The organism is Methylobacterium sp. J-072 (assembly GCF_022829425.1).
Taxonomy (GTDB): Bacteria; Pseudomonadota; Alphaproteobacteria; order Rhizobiales; family Beijerinckiaceae; genus Methylobacterium.
The window spans coordinates 1-21,361 of sequence record NZ_JAKSYK010000039.1 but is presented as its reverse complement, the minus strand read 5'-3'; the positions used below and the strand labels follow the sequence as shown (position 1 = coordinate 21,361).

The following is a 21,361-nucleotide window of genomic DNA, read 5'->3' as shown; positions in this document are numbered from 1 at the left end:
GCCGCCTGGTGCCGCGTCGGATCAGGTCTTCGAGGTGTCGTTCTCAGGCGGCTTTCTTCTTGCCGAGGAAGGTTTCCATGACCTCCGGATCGCGGGCGAGAAGCACGCTCGGGCCGTCCCGCACCACGCGCCCCTGTGCCACCACGAAGGCGTGGTCGGCGATGGCGAGCGCGTAGGATGCGAGCTGCTCGACGAGAAGAATGGTGAGGCCCTGCCGGTTGAGGTCGCGCAGGACGCCGATCAGTTGCTCGACGATCCGGGGGGCGAGGCCGAGCGAGAGTTCGTCGATGACGAGGAGGTCGGGCTCGGCCATCAAGCCGCGGGCGATGGCCAGCATTTGCTGCTCGCCGCCCGACATGCTGCCTGCGGGCTGACGAAGACGCTCACGCAGCCGCGGAAACAGGGCGAGCGATCGTTCCAGGGTCTCCTTCGACCGCATCGTCTTCAGACCGCCGTGGGCATAGGCGCCCAGGATGAGGTTGTCCTCGACCGTTTGGTCGGGGAAGATCAGCCGCCCCTCCGGCACCATCACGAGGCCACGGGCCACCTTGGCGTGGGCGGGAAGCCGCGTGATCTCCTCACCCTTGAACAGGACACGCCCGGCGCTCGGCCGCACAAGCCCGGTGAGGCCGCGCATCAGGGAAGTCTTGCCGGCCCCATTGTTGCCGATCACAGCGACGAGCTGGCCGCGGCGTACGCTCAAGCTGGCGCCGCGCAGCGCGGTGACCGCGCCGTATCGCACCTCCAGGTCATCGACCGAGAGAAGGGGAGCGTCGGTCATCAAGCAGCCTCCTCGCTGAGGATGGTGGAAGGGCCGCCGAAATAGGCCTCGATCACCCGCGGATCGGCCTGCACGACGTCCGGCCGATCACTCGCGATGATCTGACCATAGTCCAGTACCGTCACGGTATCGGCGACCGCCATGATCAGGTCGACGTGGTGCTCGATCAGCAGCACCGACACGCCAAGTCCGGCGATCTTGCGGATCATGACCTCCAGCTCGTCGATTTCCCCGGTGGTCAAGCCGGCGGCGGGCTCGTCGAGGAGAAGCAGGCGGGGTCGTGTGGCGAGCGCCCGGGCGATCTCCAGACGGCGTTGATGGCCAAAGGGCAGATAGCGCGCCTGCTCGTTAGCCGCGTCCGCGAGGCCGACGAAGTCGAGCAGGCCGATGGCTGCGGCGTGGCAAGCAGCCTCTTCGCGGCGGAAGCGGGGCGTGCGCAGGATCGCGCTCGGCAAACCGTAGCCAAGATGATGGAAGCCGCCGACCATGACGTTCTCCAGCACCGTCATCTGTCCGAACAGCTCGGTGTTCTGGAAGGTACGGGCCAGGCCACGCCGGGCAATGTCGTGGACCTTCCGACCGGCGAGTTCGGTGCCGTCGAGACGCACACCACCGTCGCTCGGCCGGTAGAAACCCGAGATCGTGTTGACGAAAGTTGACTTGCCGGCGCCGTTCGGACCGATCAAGGCGTGGATCTCACCGGGAGCGACCCGGACAGTTGCCGCGTCGAGAGCCGTCAGGCCACCGAAGCGTACGGTGAGACCGTTCGTCTCCAGCGCGGCGGGTGCACGCCCAGCCAGGATCGCGGTGGCGGCCGTACCGTCAGCCGGGTCGACACCGCGCGGACCCGGGCGCAGCCGGGCGTAGACATTGCCGAGCGTGCCGAGGATGCCGCCTGGCAGCCCGAACATCACGGCGAGGAGCAGCGCGCCGTAGGCGAACTTCTGCCACTCCGCAAAGCGCTGCAGAACCTCCGGCAGGTAGGTGAGGATGAAGGCCCCGAGCACCGGCCCGAAGGTCGAGGCCGCTCCGCCCAGGATCACCATCAGCAGGAAGCGAACGGAATCCGAGAACGTGAAAATGTCGGGCGAGATGTAGGCGTTGAGGAAGGCATAGAAACTGCCGGCCACGCCCGCCGTCACAGCTGCGACCGCGAAGGCAAGCGTCCGGATGCCCGTCGCGCCGATCCCGAGGCTGCGCGCCGCGGTCTCACTCTGAGAGACAGCCAGCATCGCCCGCCCGTAGCCAGAGTGCTTCAGGTTGTGCGTCGCGAGCGTCCCCAGGAAGAGGGTGACGGCGAGCACGGCGTAGAAGGCGTAACCCGATAGGGGGTAACCGAGTAGGTTCGGGCCTGGGATGCCGCTAAGCCCGGTGGTCCCGCCGGTCAGCCCCTGCCACTCGATCGCGACGTTCTCGACGATGAGTCCGAAGGCGATCGTCACCACGGCGAGATAGACGCCGCGGACGCGCACGCTCGGATAAGCGAGCGCCGCGCCAAACACCCCCGCCACGACAGCAGCGCCAAGGCTCGCGAGCACGAGGTCCAGGCCGAGACGGATCGCCAGGATCGCGCCGGAATAGGATCCAAGCGCGAACAGTCCCGCCTGCCCGAGCGAAACGAGGCCGGTGAGGCCGACTAGGACGTTCAGACCGACCGCGATCAGACCGTAGATCAGGAACAGCATGAACAGGCGTAGCTCGTACTCGTTGCCGGAGGTGAACGGCACGGCGACGAGGATCGCGGCGAATAGCGCGAAGCCGAGGAGATGGAGCGCCTTCATACCTTGAAGATCTCCCGGCGACCGAACAGGCCCTGAGGGCAGGCGAGCAGCACCAAGATCATCACGCTGAAGCCGACGATCTCGCGGGCCGCCGTCGAGACGTAGCCTTCGACGAACTTCTCCATGATGCCAAAAGCGAGGCCGGCCACGACGACGCCTAGCCCGCTGGTGATCCCGCCGATGATCGCGACCGCGAAACCCTTGAGACCCAGGAGCACGCCCATGCTGGCCGAAGCCTGGATCACGGGGGCAACGAGTACGCCCGCTCCAGCGCCAAGCAGGGCGGCAAGACCGAAAGAGAACATCACGATCCGGTCGACGTCGATCCCCATAAGGGCCGCGGCTTGGCGGCTGTGGGCGACCGCCTGCATCGCACGCCCTACGAGCGTGTGCCGCTGCATCAGGTGCAGGCCGATCATCGCCAGCACTGCGACGGCCGGGATCACCAGTTCCTGAGGATAGACGCCCGCTCCGAAGACCGAGATTGCTCGGGCGACGCCAGGCGAGGGCAGCGGGCGTGAGAAGCCGCCGAACTGCATGGTGGCGAGAGACTCCGCCATGATGCCGACCGCGATGGTCGTGAGCATCCAGCCGATCGAGGCGTTAGCGCCGATGAATGGCCGCACCGCAAGGCGCTCCAGCACGACGCCGAATACTCCCCCCGCCAGAACTGCCAGTAGGCAGGCGAGCGGCAGCGGAATGCCGGCGTCAAGGCCCATCACGGCGATCACGGCGCCGATCATCAGAGTATCGCCGTGGGCAAAGTTCACGGCCTTGGCAGCCGACCACATGATGTGGAAGCCGAGCGCGACCAAGGCGTAGATGCCCCCGATCGCCAGGCCCGAGAGGGTATACTGCAGGGCGGTCGTCATGACTGCGCGGGCCTCTCAATGTGAAGCGTGCAGAGCGTTCACCGGAGTCGGGGCGGTCCGGCCCGGCGAGGGGGATCCGGACGAACCGCCCCAGCCCCTCCCGCTTGGGAAGGAGGAAAGGCGCGTGCCTTAGTTCGTCTTACCGTAGGGGGTCTGTCCGATCGGCAGCAGCTTGCCGTCGGACCAAACGGTCAGCTTGTAGTAGCTGGGCAAGATCGCGTCCTGCCGCTCCGGGTCGGAGGCGTCGAAGGCGGGGTCGTACTTGGCGACCAAGCCGTCGTACTTGACTTGGTAGAGGGCCTCGCGGACCTTTTTCCAATCATAAGCGCCAGCTTTTTCGATCGCCTGAGCCACGATGTGGACGGCGTCGTAGGTGTTGGCGATGCCGGAGCCCATCTTGATCTGCGAGGGATCCTTCAGACCGTACTTGGCCTGAACCTTCTGCCAGAGCCCCTGACCCTTCGGGTCGAGGTCGCCCATGAAGCTGTAGGTCTGGACAACCTCGATGCCGTTGGCGAGTGGGCCAGCAAGCTCGCCAAGATTACCGGCGATGCCCCAGGCGCCGATGACAGTGGGTTTGTAGCCGACCTTGTCCATCGAGCGGACCAGCTGATTGCCCTCGCGGTCGAGGGCCCAGAACAGGGCCACATCCGCACCCGCGTCCCGTGCGCGGATCGCCTGCGGGGTCATATCCTGATCGTTCCAGTTGAAGGTCTCGGTAGCGACGAGTTCCTTGCCGGCCTTGGCGATCGCCGCCTTGACGTCCGGCACCGCACCGTTGCCCCAACCTGTGTTCTCGTAGAAGAACGCGATCTTGCCGCTCTTCGAAACCTTCGCTGCCTGCTCCACCAGGAAGCGGGCGACCCATTTGTCCTTGGCCGAGACGCGGAACATGTAGTTCGGGCTGCGCCCATTCTCAATCGCCTGGGTGTTGGCGGCCAGCACCCCGACGAAGGGGATGCCGATGGCATGGACTGGCTCAACCTGCGCCACCGAGACGGTAGAGTGGTAGCCGCCCAGAACCACCACGCATTTGTCAGCGAGCGCGATGCGGCGAGTGTTGTCGACGCCGCGAGGCGGAGCGCCCGCATCGTCGTACTGTACGAAGCGCAACGGCTTGCCCAGGACGCCGCCCTTGGCGTTGATCTCGTCGATGGCGATCTCGGCACCCATCTTGATAGCCTGACCACCGAAGGCCGCAGGACCAGTTATCGCTGCAGAGTTGCCGATGCACGGTTCCTGCTGCGCCAGGGCCGTACCCGGGGCCGTGAGTATCAGCGGTGCAGCCAGGGAGAGGCCGCGCAAATACTTGTGCGCATCCATGCTATGGTCTCCGATGTCCAGATAGCAGCCCGGGTTCGGCCCTGATGCTCGACGAATTAACGTCAGGCTACGCGGCGAATACAGCCATCATCAAAGACCAAATTCCAATACGAGGTATCGGAATTTCCTATGAGCATCAATCATAGGCGACTCATACCGGAGGATGCGCTAACCAAGTCATTGCAAAAACATCGAAAAACATGCCTCTGTGCACATAGCTTGCGCAGATTGCTCAGCGTCAGAGCAGTTTGACATCGTCGTAGCGCTGCGGAGATGCTACCAAAAATTCGATAGGATCAGCATGGATCTTCGTCAGCTTCGCTATTTCGCCCAGATCGCCGAGAGCGGAAATGTCTCTCGGGCCGCCGAGGTCTTGCGGATCGCACAGCCCTCTCTCAGCCAGCAGATGCGAAATCTCGAGGAGGAGCTCGGCATCGAGTTGCTGTTCCGGCATGCCCGGGGCGTTACACCGACAGAGCTGGGGCTTAAATTCTACGAGCATGCCCGACGTATCCTCCAAGAGGTCGAGCGAGCCAAAGAGAGTGTTCGCTCCCAATCGACGAGTCCGAGCGGGCGCATTTCGGTCGGACTGCCGACGTCGGCCTGCCGGGGCCTGTCCCTGCCGTTGCATCGCGCGATGGCGATGGCATTGCCCAACATCACACTGCACATCGTCGAAGCCATGAGCGGTACGCTCGACGAGTGGATTCAATCCGGCCGCCTGGATGTGGCGCTGCTCTACGACCACAAGGCCTTCGAGCATGTGGCTTGGACCGAAATGATGGTCGAGGCTCTGATGTTCGTCGTCCCGGCAGCCCACCCGCTGGCGGCGCGGCGTGACATCAAGTTCGAACAGGTCTTCAAACAGGAATTACCTGTCGTGCTTCCGGGACGGCCGAACGTGCTTCGGGTCGTGATTGAGCAGCTTGGGGCCCGCAACGACGTCACACCGGTTGCTACTGATTGCGAGAGCTTGCCGGCGATCGCGGAGCTTGTGCGCGCTCAAGCGTTTGCGACTGTCATGCCGCACTTCGCCTTGGCCGCAGAGATCGAGCGCGGAGAGATGGTCGCCATCCCGATCGTAGATCCGACTCCATCCTGGCGGCTCTCCGTTGTCGTCTCCCAACGGACCCTCAACGCCCGCGGCAGCGAGGCTGTCGCCGAGGTTCTGGCGAGCGTGATCGGAGATTTGGTCGAGCGCTCCATCTGGCGTGCCCGGCTTAAGCCAACGGACCGTACCGCGCCTGCACGCAGTCGTGCATAAAAAGTGGCGCGAGTCCATTAAGATTTCAAGGACGACTTAAGGCATCCCAGCCGCAGGCTCGAACGAACGAACAATATTGATTATGAAAGCCTGCCTTTAGACTGGGAGCCTCGAAAGCGGCTGAGTGGATGGCAGGGCAGCGGGGAGCTTATGGCGGCGGTAGGCGTACCGCCCCGGGGGTGGGGAAGGGAAGGCCAGCGGGGAGGGTCGTCGGTACGCCGGTGGTAGGCTTGCTAAGAATAGGGTGAACGGAATTTAGCGGGTGCGACAGGCGTTCGACGCGTGCAGCGGCGCGTCGAAGCGCCGTCCGTTCATTGTAGGCCCGTAAATACCAATAGCGGACGTTCCGCTTTGCGCCCATCTCGGTCATTCAGGAGGCTCTCGTCCTTCCCCGAAAGCGGACCCCGATGTGATGACTCTGGTCTGCTTGTAGCCAAGCGAGCGCCCGACCTTGCGGTAGAGGCAAGACCTACGCACCACAGTTACAAGCGTCGATCGCCAACGCCGACATGTTCGTCGGACCCGGCGAGAAATCTATCTCGCTGCTGAGAATACGGTTGGGCCACTGATTGAAGTGGCTTCTCGATGCTCCCGCAATGCGACGCACAACCTGCGCAAAGCGAGGCTGCCCGCGGCGCACCGCGTCACCGAAAGCTCTGCTCCGAACCGACGAACCGATCGCCCGCGAACCAAAACTATCACGGCTCGCCTCGGGACGAAGCCCCCGGATCCGCATCTGATCACGAGTGAGATGACCCAATCTCTCTGGGAAGTTCAGCGATTTGTGCAGCTGGTGCCGCGAAAATAAGCGTCGAAGCGCTTGCGGATGATCAAAAAACTTCTCAGACTGATGAGAGGTGAAAATTTTTGATCGGCTTAAGCGTCGTGGTGTTGGAGCCTAAGGAACCTTCTGTCGCGCAACGGATCGCGCACGCGTTTCCGGCGCTCAGCTCCGCCCACCGAGAAGTCGCCCGCTTCGTCCTTGATCATCCGTTGCGCGCTGCGACTCTGCCTGTGAATGAGCTTGCAGATTTGGTTGGCGTCTCAGTCGCAACCGCTAATCGGTTTGCCCGCGCCGTGGGCTACGAGGGCTACGCAAAGTTCCGCGCGGCCCTCGTCCTCGGCTATGAGAAGGCGCTCGCACCGGTCGAGAAGCTGCGCGGCAGCCGTGATCAGCCCGCGACCGCGTCCGGCATCCTCGACGGAGCCTTGGCCGACATCATCCGCAACATCGAGGCGACGCGGCGCGGGCTCGACGGCCAGACCTGCGCGCAAGCCGTCGAGGCGATGCGCCGGGCCCGGCGGGTCTACGTTGTCGGGCTGGGCAGCAGCAGCTGGCCGGCCGGCATCCTGGCGCGCAACCTCGACGTCAACCGCGAGGACGTCCACCTGCTGGCGACACTGGAGGGGCCCGGCTTCGCCGCCCGGACCCTGCGCCGGCTGACCGCCGACGACTTGGTCATCGCCCTCGCCACGCCGCGGTACTTCGCCGACACGGTGCGGCTGGCCGAGATCGCCCAGAAGCACGGCGCCGCGGTCCTGGCACTGACCGACGGACCGCACTCGCCCCTCGTCGCCGCCGCCACGATCACGCTCTACGCGCAGACCGACTGCCACTACTTCGCCGCCTCGGATGCCAGCCTGACGGCCCTCGTGGAGGCCCTGGCGAGCGCCTTCGCCCACGCCACCGAGGATCTCGTTCCAGCGGCGACGCGGGTGACGGAGGCCGTGCTGCCGTGGCTCGACCGCGACTACGCCGCCTGGCCGCCTCAGGGCGGATCCGACGACCTGTCCGACACCACGCCTACGGGAACCGTTCCATGAGCGACCACCGCCCCGTTCTCGTGATCCACGGCGGCGCCGGGACGATCGCGCAGGGCCAGGACGATCTGGGCGAAGCGCGCTATCACGCGGCCCTCGCCGACATCCTGGCGGCCGGAGCGGCCTGCCTCGCCGCCGGCGGCAGCGCCCTCGACGCCGTGAGTGTCGCCGTCGACCTCCTGGAGGAGTGCCCGCTCTTCAACGCCGGCCGCGGTGCCGTCTTCACGAGCGCCGAGACCCACGAGCTCGACGCCGCGATCATGGACGGCGCCACACTGCGGGCCGGCGCTGTCGCGAGCGTCTCGCGGGTCCGCCGGCCCGGCCGCGCGGCCCGCGCGGTGATGGAAGCGGCCGAGCACGTCCTCATGGCCGGTGCCGGCGCCGAGGCCTTCGCGCGCCGGCACGGCCTAGAGATGGTCGAGCCCGATTTTTTCTCGACGGAGGCGCGCCGCGACCAGCTTCGCCGGGCCCGGGCCGCCGGGCAGGTCGCCCTCGACCACGACACGGCGTCGGGGCCCCTCGACGAGACCCGCAAGTTCGGCACGGTGGGCGCCGTCGCCCTCGACCGGGACGGCCATCTCGCCGCCCTGACCTCGACCGGCGGCATGACCAACAAGCGTCCCGGCCGTATCGGCGACTCGCCGCTGATCGGCGCGGGCACCTACGCGGACGACCGGACCGCCGCCGTCTCCTGCACCGGCACGGGGGAAGCCTTCATCCGCGTCGCGGCGGCGCACGATGTCTGCGCGCGCATGGCCTACGGGGGCCAGGACCTCGCGGCGGCGGCCCGGGCGGTGGTCGAGGACGCGCTCCCGGCGGTCGGGGGCCGCGGCGGACTGATCGCTGTCGACGCGCGCGGCCGTGTCGCGATGCCGTTCAACACCGAGGGCATGTATCGCGGCCTCGTCCGCCCCGGCGAGGCGCCAACCACCGCGATCTTCGGCGAGTCCCGCCGCGTCCCAGCTCCCGCGCGCTGAGATCCGACATGCCGACCATCGCAGCCGGAACCGGCTCTCCCACCGCGATGCCCGACGGGCGCGTCGTCTCCGTCACCGGCCTCACCGTCCGCTTCGCGACCTCCGAGCGGGTCGTGGAGGCGGTCCGCGACCTGTCGTTCCACGTCGATGCCGGCGAGACCCTGGCGATCGTCGGCGAGTCCGGGTCCGGCAAGTCCGTGACCTCGCTGAGCCTGATGCGCCTCGTCGAGCACGGCGGCGGCCGGATCGCGGCCGGGCAGATGCTGTTCCGGCGCGGCTCGGGCGAGATCCTCGATCTCGCCGCCCCGAACGCCAAGATGGGGGCGATCCGCGGCGCCGAGATCGCGATGATCTTCCAGGAGCCGATGACCTCCCTGAACCCGGTCTTCACTGCCGGGGATCAGATCGCGGAATCGATCCGCGTCCACCAGGGGAAGAGCGCCTCGGCCGCCCGGGCCGAGGCGCTGCGAATGCTCGACCTCGTGCGCATCCCCGAGGCGCGCAACGTCCTCACGCGCTACCCGCACCAGCTGTCCGGCGGCATGCGCCAGCGCGTGATGATCGCCATGGCCCTGTCCTGCAAGCCGCAGCTGCTCATCGCCGATGAGCCGACCACGGCCCTCGACGTCACGATCCAGGCGCAGATCCTCGAACTGATCCGCAGCCTCCAGGCCGAGATGAAGATGGGCGTCGTCTTCATCACCCATGACATGGGCGTCGTGGCCGAGATCGCCGACCGCGTGCTGGTCATGTACCGCGGCGACAAGGTGGAGGAGGGGGAGGCGCCCGCGCTCTTCGCCGCGCCGCGCCATGCCTACACCAAGGCGCTGCTGGCCGCCGTGCCTAAGCTTGGCGCCATGGCGGGCAGCGATCTGCCCCGGAAGTTCGACCTGCTGCGGGCCGAGGCCCGGGAACAGCCGGCAGGACAGGGGGCGCCCGCCACGGTCGACGTGCCCCACGACACAGTCCGCGCTGGCGCCGGGCCGATCCTGCGGGTGCGCGACCTCGTCACCCGGTTCAACATCCGCGGCGGCCTGCTCAACCGCGTGCGCCGCCGCGTCCACGCGGTGGAGCGAGTCAGCTTCGATCTCCACCCCGGCGAGACCCTGGCCCTCGTCGGCGAATCCGGCTGCGGCAAGTCCACGACGGGCCGCTCGCTCCTGCGCCTCGTGGAGAGCGAGAGCGGCCTGATCGAGTTCGATGGCGGCAACGTCCGCGACCTGCCACCCGGGCAGCTCCGCGGCCTGCGGCGCAACATCCAGTTCATCTTCCAGGACCCCTACGCGTCCCTCGATCCCCGCCTGACCGTCGGCTTCTCGGTTATGGAGCCGCTGCTAGTCCACGGGATCGCGACGCGTCGGGAGGCTGAGGCGCGGGTGGCGTGGCTGCTCGAGCGCGTCGGGCTGACCCCCGACCAGGCCCAGCGCTACCCACACGAGTTCTCGGGCGGTCAGCGGCAGCGCATCGCCATCGCCCGAGCCCTCGCCCTGAACCCGAAGGTCATCGTCGCCGACGAGGCGGTCTCGGCGCTCGACGTGTCGATCCAGGCGCAGATCGTGAACTTGATGCTCGACCTCCAACGGGAGTTCGGCCTCGCCTACCTGTTCATCAGCCACGACATGGCGGTGGTCGAGCGCATCAGCCACCGGGTCGCGGTGATGTATCTCGGCCAGATCGTCGAGATCGGCCCCCGCCGCGCGATCTTCGAGAACCCACAGCACCCCTACACCCGCAAGCTGATGGCGGCGGTGCCGATCGCCGACCCGGCCCGCCGACACCTGCACGCCCGCCGGCTCCTGACCGATGAGATCCCAAGCCCAGTCCGGGCGCTCGGCGACGAGCCGCAGGTCGCGCCCCTCGTCGAGATCGGCCCCGGCCATTTCGTCGCCCGCCACACGGTCGGCGGGCTAGCCGCCTGACACCGCCTATTCCCGCCAGCAGGATCGTCTCATGTCCCGAGGTCTGACCATGTTCGAGCGCTTCCTCCTCGCCACCGGCCTGCTCGCCGCGGCGGCCGCGCCCGCCGCCGCCGCGGGTGATCCGATCCTGGCGATCAGCGGCCAGCCCGAGACCCTCGACCCGTACAACACCAACACCACGCTCACGACCGCCGTCACCAAGTCGTTCTACGAGGGCCTCTTCGGCTTCGACAAGGATCTCAAGGTCCGCAACGTTCTGGCCGAGAGCTACGAGAGCTCGCCCGACGGCCTCGTCTACACGTTCAAGCTGCGTGAGGGCGTGAAATTCCACGACGGTACGACGTTCGACGCCGCGGCGGTGAAGGCCAACCTCGACCGCGTGCTCGATCCTGAAAATCACCTCGCGCGGTACAATCAGTTCAACCGCATCAAGACGATCGAGGTGCTCTCGCCCACGAGTCTGCGCATCACCCTTAAGGAGCCCTTCGGGCCGTTCATCAACTCGCTGGCCCACGCCTCGGCGGCGATCATCTCGCCCACGGCCCTCAAGAAGTACGGCAAGGACATCGCCTTCCACCCGGTCGGCACCGGGCCGTTCACCTTCGTCGACTGGAAGCAGACCGACTACGTGAAGGGCGCCAAGTTTTCCGACTACTGGCAGGCCGGCTTCCCGAAGGTCGACACCATCACGTGGAAGCCGGTGCCCGAGAACGGCACGCGCGCCGCCATGCTGCAGACCGGGGAGGCCGATTTCGCCTTCCCGCTGCCCTACGAGCAGGCCAAGATGCTCGAAGCCAGCAAGAAGCTGAAGATCGAGGTCCACGCCTCGATCATCGAGCGGTATCTCAGCATGAACGTGCTGCAGAAGCCGTTCGACGACCTGCGCGTCCGTCAGGCCATCAACTACGCGATCAATAAGGAGGCCTTGGCCAAGGTCGCTTTCTCGGGCTTCGCCTTCCCCGCCCAGGGCATCGTCCCGCAGGGCGTGCGCTACGCCCACAAGATGGACCCCTGGCCCTACGACCCGGCCAAGGCGCGCCAACTCCTGAAGGAGGCCGGCTACGCCAACGGCTTCGAGGCGACCCTCTGGAGCGCCTACACCACCACCACCGCCCAGAAGGCGATCCAGTTCCTCCAGCAGCAGCTCGGGCAGGTCGGCATCAAGGTGCAGACCCTGGCCCTGGAGCCCGGCCAGCGCACCGAGTGGGTGCAGACCGCCCCCGATCCGAAGACCGCCCGCGTCCGCCTCTACTATGCCGGCTGGTCATCCTCGACCGGTGAGGCCGACTGGGGCCTGCGGCCGTTGCTGGCGACGGAGGCGTGGCCGCCCAAGCTTAACAACACCGCCTACTACAGCAACGCCGAGTTCGACGCCCTCCTCGCCAAGGCGCTGGTCTCGACCAACGACGCGGAGCGGGCCGAGCTCTATGCCAAGGCGCAGGAGATCGTGATGAAGGACGCCCCCTGGGCGCCGCTGGTCACCGAGCAGAACCTCTACGCGACCTCCGCGCGGCTCTCAGGCGTCTACGTCATGCCCGACGGCAACATCGATTCCGGCGAAATCGCCGTCGCTCAGTAGCCGCCAATCGCGGACCCCGCGCCGGCTGGCCCGATCGTTGGCCGGCCCGGCGCGGCGCGCCCGCGCGATAGCCTCACGCAAACCCCGGATCGCGGGCGCGAGCCTATGCTGACCTTCCTGCTCAAGCGGCTTCTCGGGCTGCTGCCGACGCTGCTGATCGTCTCGGTGCTGGTCTTCCTGTTCGTCCACCTGCTGCCCGGGGATCCGGCCCGGCTGGCGGCCGGGCAGGATGCCGACGCCCAGACGGTGGCCCTGGTGCGCACAGAGCTCGGCCTCGACCGGCCCCTGCCGGAACAGTTCGTGCGCTACTTCGCCAACCTCGCCCGCGGCGATCTCGGCGTCTCGATCCGCACCCGCCGCCCGGTCTCGACCGAGATCGGCGAGCGCTTCCTGCCGACCCTCCTGCTCACGCTCACCAGCATGGCCTGGGCGGTCGCCTTCGGGCTGATCATCGGCATCGTCTCGGCGGTCTACCGCAACGAATGGCCCGACCGGGTCGGGATGACGCTCGCCGTGTCCGGCATCTCGTTCCCCGCCTTCGCGCTCGGCATCCTCCTGATGCAAATCTTCTCGGTCGAGCTCGGCTGGCTGCCGACCGTCGGCGCCGACACGTGGCGGCACTACGTGCTGCCGTCGCTGACGCTGGGCGCGGCCGTGGCCGCCGTGATGGCCCGCTTCACCCGCGCGGCCTTCGTGGAGGTCATCGGCGAGGATTTCGTGCGAACCGCCCGCGCAAAGGGCCTTAAGGAGCGCGTTGTCATCGCCAAGCACTGCCTGCGCAACGCTTTGATCCCGATCGTGACCATGATGGGCCTGCAGTTCGGCTTCCTGCTCGGCGGCTCGATCGTCGTGGAGGCGGTGTTCAACTGGCCCGGCATGGGCCGCCTGCTCGTCGATGCCGTCAACCAGCGCGACTATCCGGTGATCCAGGCCCTAGTCCTGCTGTTCTCGCTGGAGTTCATCCTGATCAACCTAGTCGTGGACGTGCTCTACGGCCTCATCAACCCGACCATCCGCTACAGGTGAGCCGGCCGTGACCGACATCCTCGTCCCCGCCGCCCCCACCGTCGCGCCCGTCCCCACCGGCATCCGGACGCCGTGGTCGGAATTCTGGCGCAAGTTTCGGCGCCAGCGCGTCGCTGTCGTCGCCCTGGGCTTCATCGGCCTGCTGGTCGTGGTGGCTGCGCTGGCCCCGTGGATCGTGCCCTATGATCCGGTCAACGACTTCGACTACGACCGGATCAACGAGGGTCCCTCGCTCGCGCACTGGCTCGGCGTCGATCCCCTCGGGCGCGACATCCTGAGCCGCATCGTCGAAGGCGCGCGGATCTCCCTGGCGACTGGATTCCTCTCGGTCGCCGTCGGCGGTCTCGTCGGGACCGTGCTCGGTCTCCTGGCGGGCTACTACGGCGGCTGGTGGGACCGGATCGTCATGCGCATGTCCGACGTGCTGTTCGCCTTCCCGGGCATCTTGCTGGCGCTCGGCGTCGTCGCCATCCTCGGCTCCGGGCTCGTCAACGTCGTCGTGGCGGTGTCGGTCTTCAGCGTCCCGGCCTTCGCGCGCCTCGTGCGCGGCACGACCCTGGTCCTGAAGAACAGCACCTACATCGAGGCCGCGCGAAGCATCGGCGCTCCCGACCGGACGATCATCCTGCGCCACATCCTGCCGGGCACGATCTCGGGCATTGTGGTCTACTTCACAATGCGGCTGGGTACCTCGATCATCACGGCTGCGAGTCTGTCCTTCCTCGGCATGGGCGCGCAGCCGCCGACGCCCGAATGGGGCGCCATGCTGAACGAGGCCCGCGCCGACATGGTCTCGGCGCCGCACGTCGCGCTGTTCCCGAGCCTCGCGATCTTCTTCACGGTGCTAGCCTTCAACCTCCTCGGGGATGGCCTCCGGGACGCTCTCGACCCGAAGATCGACCGCCTGTGACGCCGGCCGCCCCCCCGCGCCCAGCGCCTCGCGTCGGCAGCCTGCCGAGGGGTCAGCGCGACGCCATCACCGACGTCCCGGGCGTGACAGTCGGTCATTGCACGCTGGCCGAGGGCGACGTGCAGACTGGCGTCACGGTCGTGCGGCCGCACGGCAGCGATCCCTACCGGGACCGCGTTCCGGCGGCCGGCGTCGTGCTGAACGGCTTCGGCAAGTCCGTCGGCCTGATGCAAGTCGAGGAGCTCGGTGTGCTGGAGACGCCTATCGCCCTGACCAACACCTTCGCGGTGCCGGCGGTGGCCGCGGCCCAGATCCGCGCGGCGATCGCTGACAATCCGGAGATCGGGCGCGTGCTGCCGACGCTCAACCCACTCGTCTTCGAGTGCAACGACGGCTACCTCAACGACATTCAGCGCATGGCGGTGGGGGCGTCCCACTATCGCGAGGCCCTAGACGCGGCCGGCGCCGACGTCGCGGAAGGATCGGTAGGGGCCGGGCGCGGGATGTCGAGCTTCGGCCTAAAAGGCGGCATCGGCACCGCTTCCCGGCGGGTCCGCACGCGCACGCGAGGCCGGTTCACGCTGGGCACCCTCGTCCTCTCTAATTTCGGCAAGCCGTCCCAGATCCGGGTCTGCGGCACGCCGCTCGCCGCCCACCTCCGGGCAGACGCGGACGAACCGGACTCGGCCGCGGAGGCCCCGGAGAAGGGGTCGATCATCATGATCGTCGCCACTGACGCGCCCCTCGACGCGCGCCAGCTCCGCCGCCTCGCCCTGCGGGCCGGGGCGGGTCTCGCCCGGACCGGCTCGGTGTTCGGCCACGGCAGCGGCGACATCGCGCTCGCTTTCTCGACCGCCTACACCGTGCCACACGATCCTGCGCGCCCGATGCCGGCGCTCGCCCTGCTGCACGACACGGAGCTCGACCCGCTGTTCGAGGCCGCCGCGGACGGGATCGAGCAGGCGATTATCCACGCTTTATGGCGGGCCGAGGCGGTAATGGGCCGCGACGGCCACAGGCGGCGCGCGCTGGCCGATCTCCTGCCCGGCTGGGCCGATATTCTCGGAGCCTAAGCGATGCGCATCCTGATCTCGACGGATATCGAAGGCGTCGCCGGGATTTACCATCGCGTCCAGACGACGCCGGGCAACCCCGAATACGAGCGCGCGCGGCTGCTGATGACGCGGGAGGCCAACGCCGCCATCGCGGGCGCGTTCGACGGTGGAGCACGAGCGGTGCTGGTCAACGACTCGCACGGCAACTTCCGCAACATGCCCCCCGACCTCCTCGATCCCAGGGCGCAGGTCGTCCAGGGTAAGCCACGGCCCCTCGGGATGATGGCCGGCCTCGATCAGGACATCGATGCGGTCTGCCTCGTGGGCTACCACTCACGGGCGAGCGGACGGGGCATCCTGGCCCACACGGTCAACAACTTCGCCTTCGCCCGGCTAGAGATCAACGGCCTTGAACTTGGCAAAGCCGGTCTCTACGGCGCGCTGGCTGGCGAATACGGCGTGCCGGTCGTGATGGGGAGCGGCGATGACGTCTTCATCGCCGAGAACCATGCACTGTTTCCTCAGACCTGATTCGTGGAAACCAAGCGTGCGACGGGACAGAACAGCGGCATCAGCCTCTCGCCCGCGCAGGCCTGCGCGGCGATCCAGAAGACCGTCGCGGCGGCGCTGCGGGATCGCGCAGCGCCGCCACTCCGCTTCGACGCTCCTTTCGAGATCCGCATGTGGGCACAATCTCCTGCTCTGGCGGATCTGTTCTGCGTTTGGCCGGGCCTGCGACGGGGAGAGGGCAATGGATTCGCATTTACTGCCGCGCGCATCGAGGAGGCCGTTCGGATGATCAACTGCATGTCAGCTATGTCGGCCGCGCTCCGGTGAAGTGAAGGCGGCGCAGGAGGCGTGGTTCGAGGCTTCGCCCGACCTTGACCCCGGGCGACTCGTCTTCCCCGACGAGCCAGCGGCAGCCACCTCAATTGGGTTGGTAGAAGAACGTCCGCTTCTCCGGGCAGCCTTTTCAGAAGCGGTCATTCCGCTTTCTGCCACATCCAGCCAACGTCCGATCGACTTTAGGACGGCGCTTATCTGATCCGCTAACGTTCCGGAGCCGAGATGTAGACCGGTGAGAGGCTCTGGTTCCAGCTCTGGGCCTGAACGAACCCCTTCACGCTCGGGTTCATGGCTCGCGGGTTCACGTCATGAACGACCATGACGAACAGCGCATCGTCGACGAATTTCTCGTGGATTTTCATCAGTACCTTGGCCTGCTGAATGGGATCGAAGGTGTTGCGTACGTCGTCGAACATCTTGTCCATCGCTGGATCGCAATAATATCCCCAGTTGCTTCCCACGGGGGCCGTCAGATCGCACTTAAGATGACGGATCAGCGCACTGTACGGATCCTGCAGCGAGTAGCTGTAATTGATGCCGGTCACGCCGCGTGAGATGTCAGCCTTGGCACCGGCGCGCCAGATGTTGATGAGCGTGTTCCACTCGACCACCTCGTAGTCGATCTGGACGCCGACCTCGGCAAGGTTCTGCTGTATGAACTCGTTCATCGGCAAGGGCTGCATCTGGCCAGAGCCCGATGCCGAGATTGCGATCTTCGTCCTCAGGGGCCTACCCGGCCCGTAACCGGCTTCCGCCAGAAGCTTCCTGGCCGCGCCGGGATCGTACCTGACCTGGAACGACGGATTGCCGAACCACCGGTCGTCAGGCGGGAGGAACCCGGTAGCCGGAACCGCTAGGCCGCCGAGCAGCTCCTTCAGTCCCTCGCGATCGACCGCGAGATTGACCGCCTTGCGCACCCGGATGTCGTTCCAGGGTGAACCCGCGATGCGAGACAGGTGCCACGTCCAGTTGTGCGGATACGAGTTTGTGGCAATCGTGAAGCCCGCTTTCCTCAAGGACGCCACCGCATCTGGCGACGGCGCCTCAATCCAGTCGACCTGACCGGAACGCAGTGCGGCGACACGCGCGTTCGCATCGGGCAGCGGCACAAGCACCAGCTTGTCGAGCTTCGGCACACGCGACGCGTCCCAATAGGAGTCGTTGGGCACCATCTCCGCGCGCTCACGCGGGGCGAACAGCGTAAGCTTCCACGGACCCGTACCGGACGGCTGCTTGGCGAAGGCGTCCCAGGACCGACCAACCTTCTCCCACTGCGCCGGTGAGGATATGGCGATATAAACGAGCTGGTAGGGCAGCGTCGCATCGGGCGCCTTAGTCACGATCTCCAGCGTCATCGGATCGATCGCCCGATAGCTCGCCACCGCCGGGATACGCACCTTGCCCTGCGCGGACTGGCGTGGGTCATATTGAGGAGCGTCGGGCCTTAACAGCTTGTCGAGGTTCCAGACGGCTGCGTCGGCGGTGAAGTCAGATCCATCATGGAATTTGACGCCCGGTCGGATATTGAACGTCCATCTGTTCCTATCGACCGGATCCACCGTCCAGTTCGTCGCGAGACCAGGGATCAGGTCGGCGGGCTTGTCGGAGTGGGTGAGGTCCCATGCGATCAACGCGTCGTAGATCGTTTGCCCGACGAAGCGGATCCCCTCGCCACCGTTGTCCGCCTGTCCTGTGGTCAGCGGGATGTCGGAGGCGGTCATGCCGATCCGCAGCACGCCCTGGGCCGAGGAGGCGTCGTGCATGCCCAGCAGTAAGGCAAAGGACAGGATCGCGGATCGCCAGGGTGGCAACGTCGACATGTCGGGACCTCGGTCTCGTGCCGACGTGGGATGGCCGGCGGCTGACGGCGGTCCCGCAAATCTCCAGCCAAGCTGTCTGCAACGGTTGCATGCGGGTTCGTGCCCGCGCCGGTTCCAGAGCTTGGCAGCGGCTTTGCACCGGCGGGAGGATACGCGGTTGCACGGCGTTCGGTCCGACCGTGACGTATCCAGAATGGTGAGCTCCCCATGGTTCAACTCGTCGTCGGCGGCGCTCAGATGGGCCCGATTCAGCATGCCGACAGCCGGCAGGTCGTCGTGGCCCGGATGATCGCCTTGCTGGAAGCCGCCGCCGCTCGGGGTGTCGAGATGCTGGTCTATCCTGAACTCGCGCTTACGACCTTCTTTCCGCGCTGGTACATGGAGGACGAGGCCGAGATCGACGCGTTCTTCGAGCGCGAGATGCCGAACGGCGCGACGGCGCCCCTGTTCGAGCGCGCACGCGCCCTCGGCGTTGCCATCACCTTTGGCTACGCCGAACTGACGCCCGAAGGCCGCCGCTTCAACACCTCGATCCTGACCGACCGGGCGGGCGCCATCGTCGGCAAGTACCGCAAGATCCATCTACCCGGGCACAGCGAGTACGACCCAGAGCGCACCCACCAGCACCTGGAGAAGCGCTACTTCGAGCCGGGCGATCTCGGATTTCGCGTTTGGCGCAACGCCGGTGTCGTGATGGGCATGGCGATCTGCAACGACCGGCGCTGGCCGGAGACCTACCGGTGCTTGGGCCTTCAGGGGGTGGAACTCGTCACGATCGGCTACAACACCCCCTCGGCGAACGGTCAGCAGAGTTCTGAAGGCCTGGAGAAGCGTCTGTTCCATTCCGACCTGTCGCTTCAGGCGGGCGCCTATCAGAACGCGACTTATGTCGTCGGCGTGGCTAAGGCCGGCATCGAGGATGGGCATCCGCTGATGGGAGGCTCGATCATCGTCGATCCGGATGGATTCGTCCTCGCACGGGCGGCGACAGAAGAGGACGAACTCATCCTGGCCGCCTGCGACTTCGACAAGTGCGCCTTCGGCAAGACGACGATCTTCGACTTCGCCCGTCATCGCCGGACCGAGCACTACAGCCGCATCACCGCGCAAACCGGCATGCAGGTCGAGGTTTGATCCGTGGCACCTGTCTTATGCCGACACCGCTGTGATGAGCGATACCTCCAGTCAAACTACGAGCATCGTAGAGCTCACAAACAAGCGCACAAATCTTCATTGCTTTCCTGTAATATATCACGAGCCGGCGACTGCGCTTTCACTCTGCCCGCATGGCATTGTATGTCAGGCGCTCTGCATAACCTCAGCGAGTCAGGAGTGGCTCGTCCGCTTTCTGGCCTGCCCCCCTGAAAAGTGGTCCTCCCTGAGGTATGGCTTTGCGCCACGCGGAGGATGTTTTCATGGGACGGAAGAAGCATACGGCTGAAGAGATCGTCGCCAAGCTGCGGCAGGCTGATGTTCTGGCCTCGCAGGGACGCAAGGTCGCCGAAGCAATCCGGTCCATCGAGGTAATGGACGTCACGTATTACTGTGATTAGGTGTGGAATAAGGACCCCGTTTTCGGGGTGATCGGCGTCCAAACGGCCCCCCAGGACAAGTCATCCACACTGTCTTCCGGCTCGAACGGGAGGCTTGCACGGGATGTTGGTCGTGGAGACGGTCGCAGAGATCCGCCGCGCATATTTCGTGCAGCAGAAGCCGATCAAACAGATCTGCCGGGAACTGAGGGTCTCGCGCAAGGTCGTGCGCAAGGTCATCCGCTCCTAGGCGACGGCGTTCCAATACACCCGCGCCATCCAACCCGCCCCGAAGCTCGGATCGTGGCGGGACGAACTCGATCGGATGCTCCTGGCGAACGCCAGCAAGGCGCGGCGTAAGCGACTGACCTTGATGCGTGTCTACGAGGCCCGGCGTGGGCTCGGCTATGTTCGAGCGGGACAGTGCCGTGGAACGGTCCTCGCGTTTCCTCAGGCTTTGATGCGAGTCTGACGCGGCGGGCTGGCCAGGCGTGTCATGTCATGTCATGGGCAGGTCGGTGATAGAACATCCCACCGCCTTCCAACCCCTATCGCTTGCAAGCCTGGGTTGGTCCGATTTCTTCGAAGACCAGCGCAAATCCCACGAGGCTGATTTCGCCCCGATGCGAATTGCTGCGATTCACCGCTCCCGTCTGACTGCCCTATCGCAGGCCGGAACGGTCGAACTGACGCTAGCCGGTCATGCAAATACGGGCGACTTCACGGTCGGCGATTGGATACTCGCCGCCCCCCGGACACAGACACTGCATCGCCGTCTCAGCCGCAGGACGGTGATGGAGCGACGCACGGAAGGCAGCCGAACGCTTCAGGCCGCTGCAGCCAACGTCGACACGCTGTTCATTGTCACCTCCTGCAACGCCGACTTCAATTCCGCGCGCCTGGAGCGCTATCTGGCTCTGGCCAATCAAGGCGGCACAACCCCGGTGATCTTGCTGACCAAGGCCGACACAACGGCTGATTTGGGAGCCTACCATCGCCAAGCGTCCCGGCTGCAGCGCGGGCTCGACGTCGTGATCGTCAATCCCCGGCTCCCGACGGCTGCAGACATGCTCGCGCCGTGGTGCGGCGTGGGACGGACCGTGGCGCTAGTCGGTTCCTCCGGTGTCGGCAAATCAACTCTGGTGAACACGCTGGTCGGTCCAGGTCAGGCCGTTGCGCAGCAGACCGGAGGGATTCGCGAGCGCGATGCGAAGGGACGCCACACAACCACGTCCCGATCCTTGCATGCCATCGCCGGCGGTGGCTGGGTCATCGACACGCCGGGAATGCGAACGCTGCACGTCAGTGGCGCCGCGGAAGGGATCGACACCCTGTTCGCCGAGATCATCGAACTGGCGCCCTTGTGCCGCTACCGTGACTGTACGCACGCCCACGAACCCGGTTGCGCCGTGCAGGCCGCAGTCACCGGAGGCAAGATCGAACCGGAGCGATTAATCCGGTGGCGCAAGCTTCTAGACGAGAACAGAGACAACACACCGACATCTGTCGGGCCACGGGGTCGCCGTACTTGCAGGTAGCTCCTCAATAACACACGTCAGGTTCGGACGCTTCGAAGCAATCCGTAGATCATTTGTTGCGACAGGGTCGGGCCGGTAGCCGAATGTCCGTTTCACCGTCCTATCGGCTCCGAAGCGGACCGGCGGCCCTCGGCCAGCTTCAGCCAAATTGGCGGCCGCGTCGGAATGGCTGGGTTGGGTGGATTTCTGCCGGTCCGCTTCGGGACGGCGATGTATGAAAGCGGACATCGCCGCCGAGCCCGCTCCCGACCCCTTTCGGACCTTGAGCCCGAACTTTTGAAGGTCCGCTTCGTAACAGAGGCGGACGCCGCTCAAGC

At 66.1% G+C, this 21,361-nt stretch carries 15 protein-coding genes and 4 pseudogenes; 14 read left to right on the top strand and 5 right to left on the bottom strand.

Annotated elements, in window-relative coordinates; translation table 11 throughout:
• Positions 1–43: 43 nt before the first annotated feature.
• The 4 genes from MKK67_RS03680 to MKK67_RS03665 all read right to left on the bottom strand — a co-directional run bounded on the left by MKK67_RS03680 (position 44) and on the right by MKK67_RS03665 (position 4,757).
• A complete protein-coding gene (locus MKK67_RS03680; RefSeq protein ID WP_147897450.1) occupies positions 44–781 on the bottom strand; it encodes an ABC transporter ATP-binding protein in 738 nt (245 codons plus the stop codon).
• Positions 781–2,562: an ABC transporter permease subunit gene (locus tag MKK67_RS03675; protein WP_243962278.1), complete on the bottom strand. Its 1,782-nt coding sequence runs from the start codon at positions 2,560–2,562 to the stop codon at positions 781–783. The genes MKK67_RS03680 and MKK67_RS03675 overlap by 1 nt, the downstream gene beginning before the upstream one ends.
• The gene (locus tag MKK67_RS03670; RefSeq protein ID WP_243962277.1) at positions 2,559–3,434 is read right to left on the bottom strand and encodes a branched-chain amino acid ABC transporter permease; all 876 of its coding nucleotides are present in this window, start codon (positions 3,432–3,434) and stop codon (positions 2,559–2,561) included. The genes MKK67_RS03675 and MKK67_RS03670 overlap by 4 nt, the downstream gene beginning before the upstream one ends.
• Positions 3,435–3,563: 129 nt before the next feature.
• Positions 3,564–4,757, bottom strand: a complete 1,194-nt coding sequence (locus tag MKK67_RS03665) for an ABC transporter substrate-binding protein (RefSeq protein WP_243962276.1) — start codon at positions 4,755–4,757, stop codon at positions 3,564–3,566.
• Positions 4,758–5,058: 301 nt separating this feature from the next.
• Between MKK67_RS03665 and MKK67_RS03660 the strand changes: the two genes are divergently transcribed.
• From MKK67_RS03660 to MKK67_RS03610, 10 genes and pseudogenes are all read left to right on the top strand, one after another.
• On the top strand, positions 5,059–6,021 hold the full coding sequence (locus MKK67_RS03660; protein WP_243962275.1) for a LysR family transcriptional regulator: 963 nt from the start codon (positions 5,059–5,061) through the stop codon (positions 6,019–6,021).
• 885 nt (positions 6,022–6,906) lie between these two features.
• Positions 6,907–7,845 (top strand): MurR/RpiR family transcriptional regulator, encoded by a 939-nt coding sequence (locus MKK67_RS03650; protein WP_313898997.1) that lies wholly within the window; start codon positions 6,907–6,909, stop codon positions 7,843–7,845.
• Positions 7,842–8,819: an isoaspartyl peptidase/L-asparaginase family protein gene (locus tag MKK67_RS03645; protein WP_243962274.1), complete on the top strand. Its 978-nt coding sequence runs from the start codon at positions 7,842–7,844 to the stop codon at positions 8,817–8,819. Before MKK67_RS03650 ends, MKK67_RS03645 begins: the two co-directional genes overlap by 4 nt.
• An 8-nt stretch (positions 8,820–8,827) precedes the next feature.
• Positions 8,828–10,738, top strand: coding sequence for a dipeptide ABC transporter ATP-binding protein (locus MKK67_RS03640; protein WP_243962273.1), 1,911 nt, complete (start codon positions 8,828–8,830; stop codon positions 10,736–10,738).
• A gap of 31 nt (positions 10,739–10,769) precedes the next feature.
• On the top strand, positions 10,770–12,317 hold the full coding sequence (gene gsiB, locus MKK67_RS03635; RefSeq protein ID WP_243962272.1) for a glutathione ABC transporter substrate-binding protein GsiB: 1,548 nt from the start codon (positions 10,770–10,772) through the stop codon (positions 12,315–12,317).
• Between the two features lie 105 nt (positions 12,318–12,422).
• Entirely contained in the window at positions 12,423–13,343 is a 921-nt protein-coding gene (gene gsiC, locus MKK67_RS03630; RefSeq protein WP_243962271.1) for a glutathione ABC transporter permease GsiC, read from the top strand.
• A gap of 7 nt (positions 13,344–13,350) precedes the next feature.
• Entirely contained in the window at positions 13,351–14,253 is a 903-nt protein-coding gene (gene gsiD, locus MKK67_RS03625; RefSeq protein ID WP_243962270.1) for a glutathione ABC transporter permease GsiD, read from the top strand.
• The gene (locus tag MKK67_RS03620) at positions 14,250–15,326 is read left to right on the top strand and encodes a P1 family peptidase (protein WP_243962269.1); all 1,077 of its coding nucleotides are present in this window, start codon (positions 14,250–14,252) and stop codon (positions 15,324–15,326) included. The genes gsiD and MKK67_RS03620 overlap by 4 nt, the downstream gene beginning before the upstream one ends.
• 3 nt (positions 15,327–15,329) lie before the next feature.
• Positions 15,330–16,145 (top strand): annotated as a pseudogene (locus tag MKK67_RS03615) (M55 family metallopeptidase).
• Positions 16,144–16,242 (top strand): annotated as a pseudogene (locus MKK67_RS03610) (IS630 family transposase); the annotation flags it as partial. The pseudogenes MKK67_RS03615 and MKK67_RS03610, both read left to right, overlap by 2 nt.
• Before the next feature lie 115 nt (positions 16,243–16,357).
• Here the strand turns inward: MKK67_RS03610 and MKK67_RS03605 are convergent.
• A complete protein-coding gene (locus tag MKK67_RS03605) occupies positions 16,358–17,974 on the bottom strand; it encodes an ABC transporter substrate-binding protein (RefSeq protein WP_409568364.1) in 1,617 nt (538 codons plus the stop codon).
• 207 nt (positions 17,975–18,181) lie between these two features.
• Here MKK67_RS03605 and MKK67_RS03600 point away from each other — a divergent pair, with 207 nt between their 5' ends.
• From MKK67_RS03600 to rsgA, 4 genes and pseudogenes are all read left to right on the top strand, one after another.
• Entirely contained in the window at positions 18,182–19,108 is a 927-nt protein-coding gene (locus MKK67_RS03600) for an N-carbamoyl-D-amino-acid hydrolase (protein ID WP_243962268.1), read from the top strand.
• Between the two features lie 281 nt (positions 19,109–19,389).
• A pseudogene (locus MKK67_RS03595) lies at positions 19,390–19,518 on the top strand (IS3 family transposase); the annotation flags it as partial.
• Between the two features lie 112 nt (positions 19,519–19,630).
• A pseudogene (locus MKK67_RS03590) lies at positions 19,631–19,915 on the top strand (IS21 family transposase); the annotation flags it as partial.
• A 97-nt stretch (positions 19,916–20,012) separates the two neighbouring features.
• Positions 20,013–21,044 carry a ribosome small subunit-dependent GTPase A gene (gene rsgA / locus MKK67_RS03585; protein ID WP_243962267.1) on the top strand — a complete coding sequence of 344 codons (1,032 nt, stop codon included), beginning with the start codon at positions 20,013–20,015 and terminating at the stop codon, positions 21,042–21,044.
• The last annotated feature ends 317 nt before the right edge of the window (positions 21,045–21,361 follow it).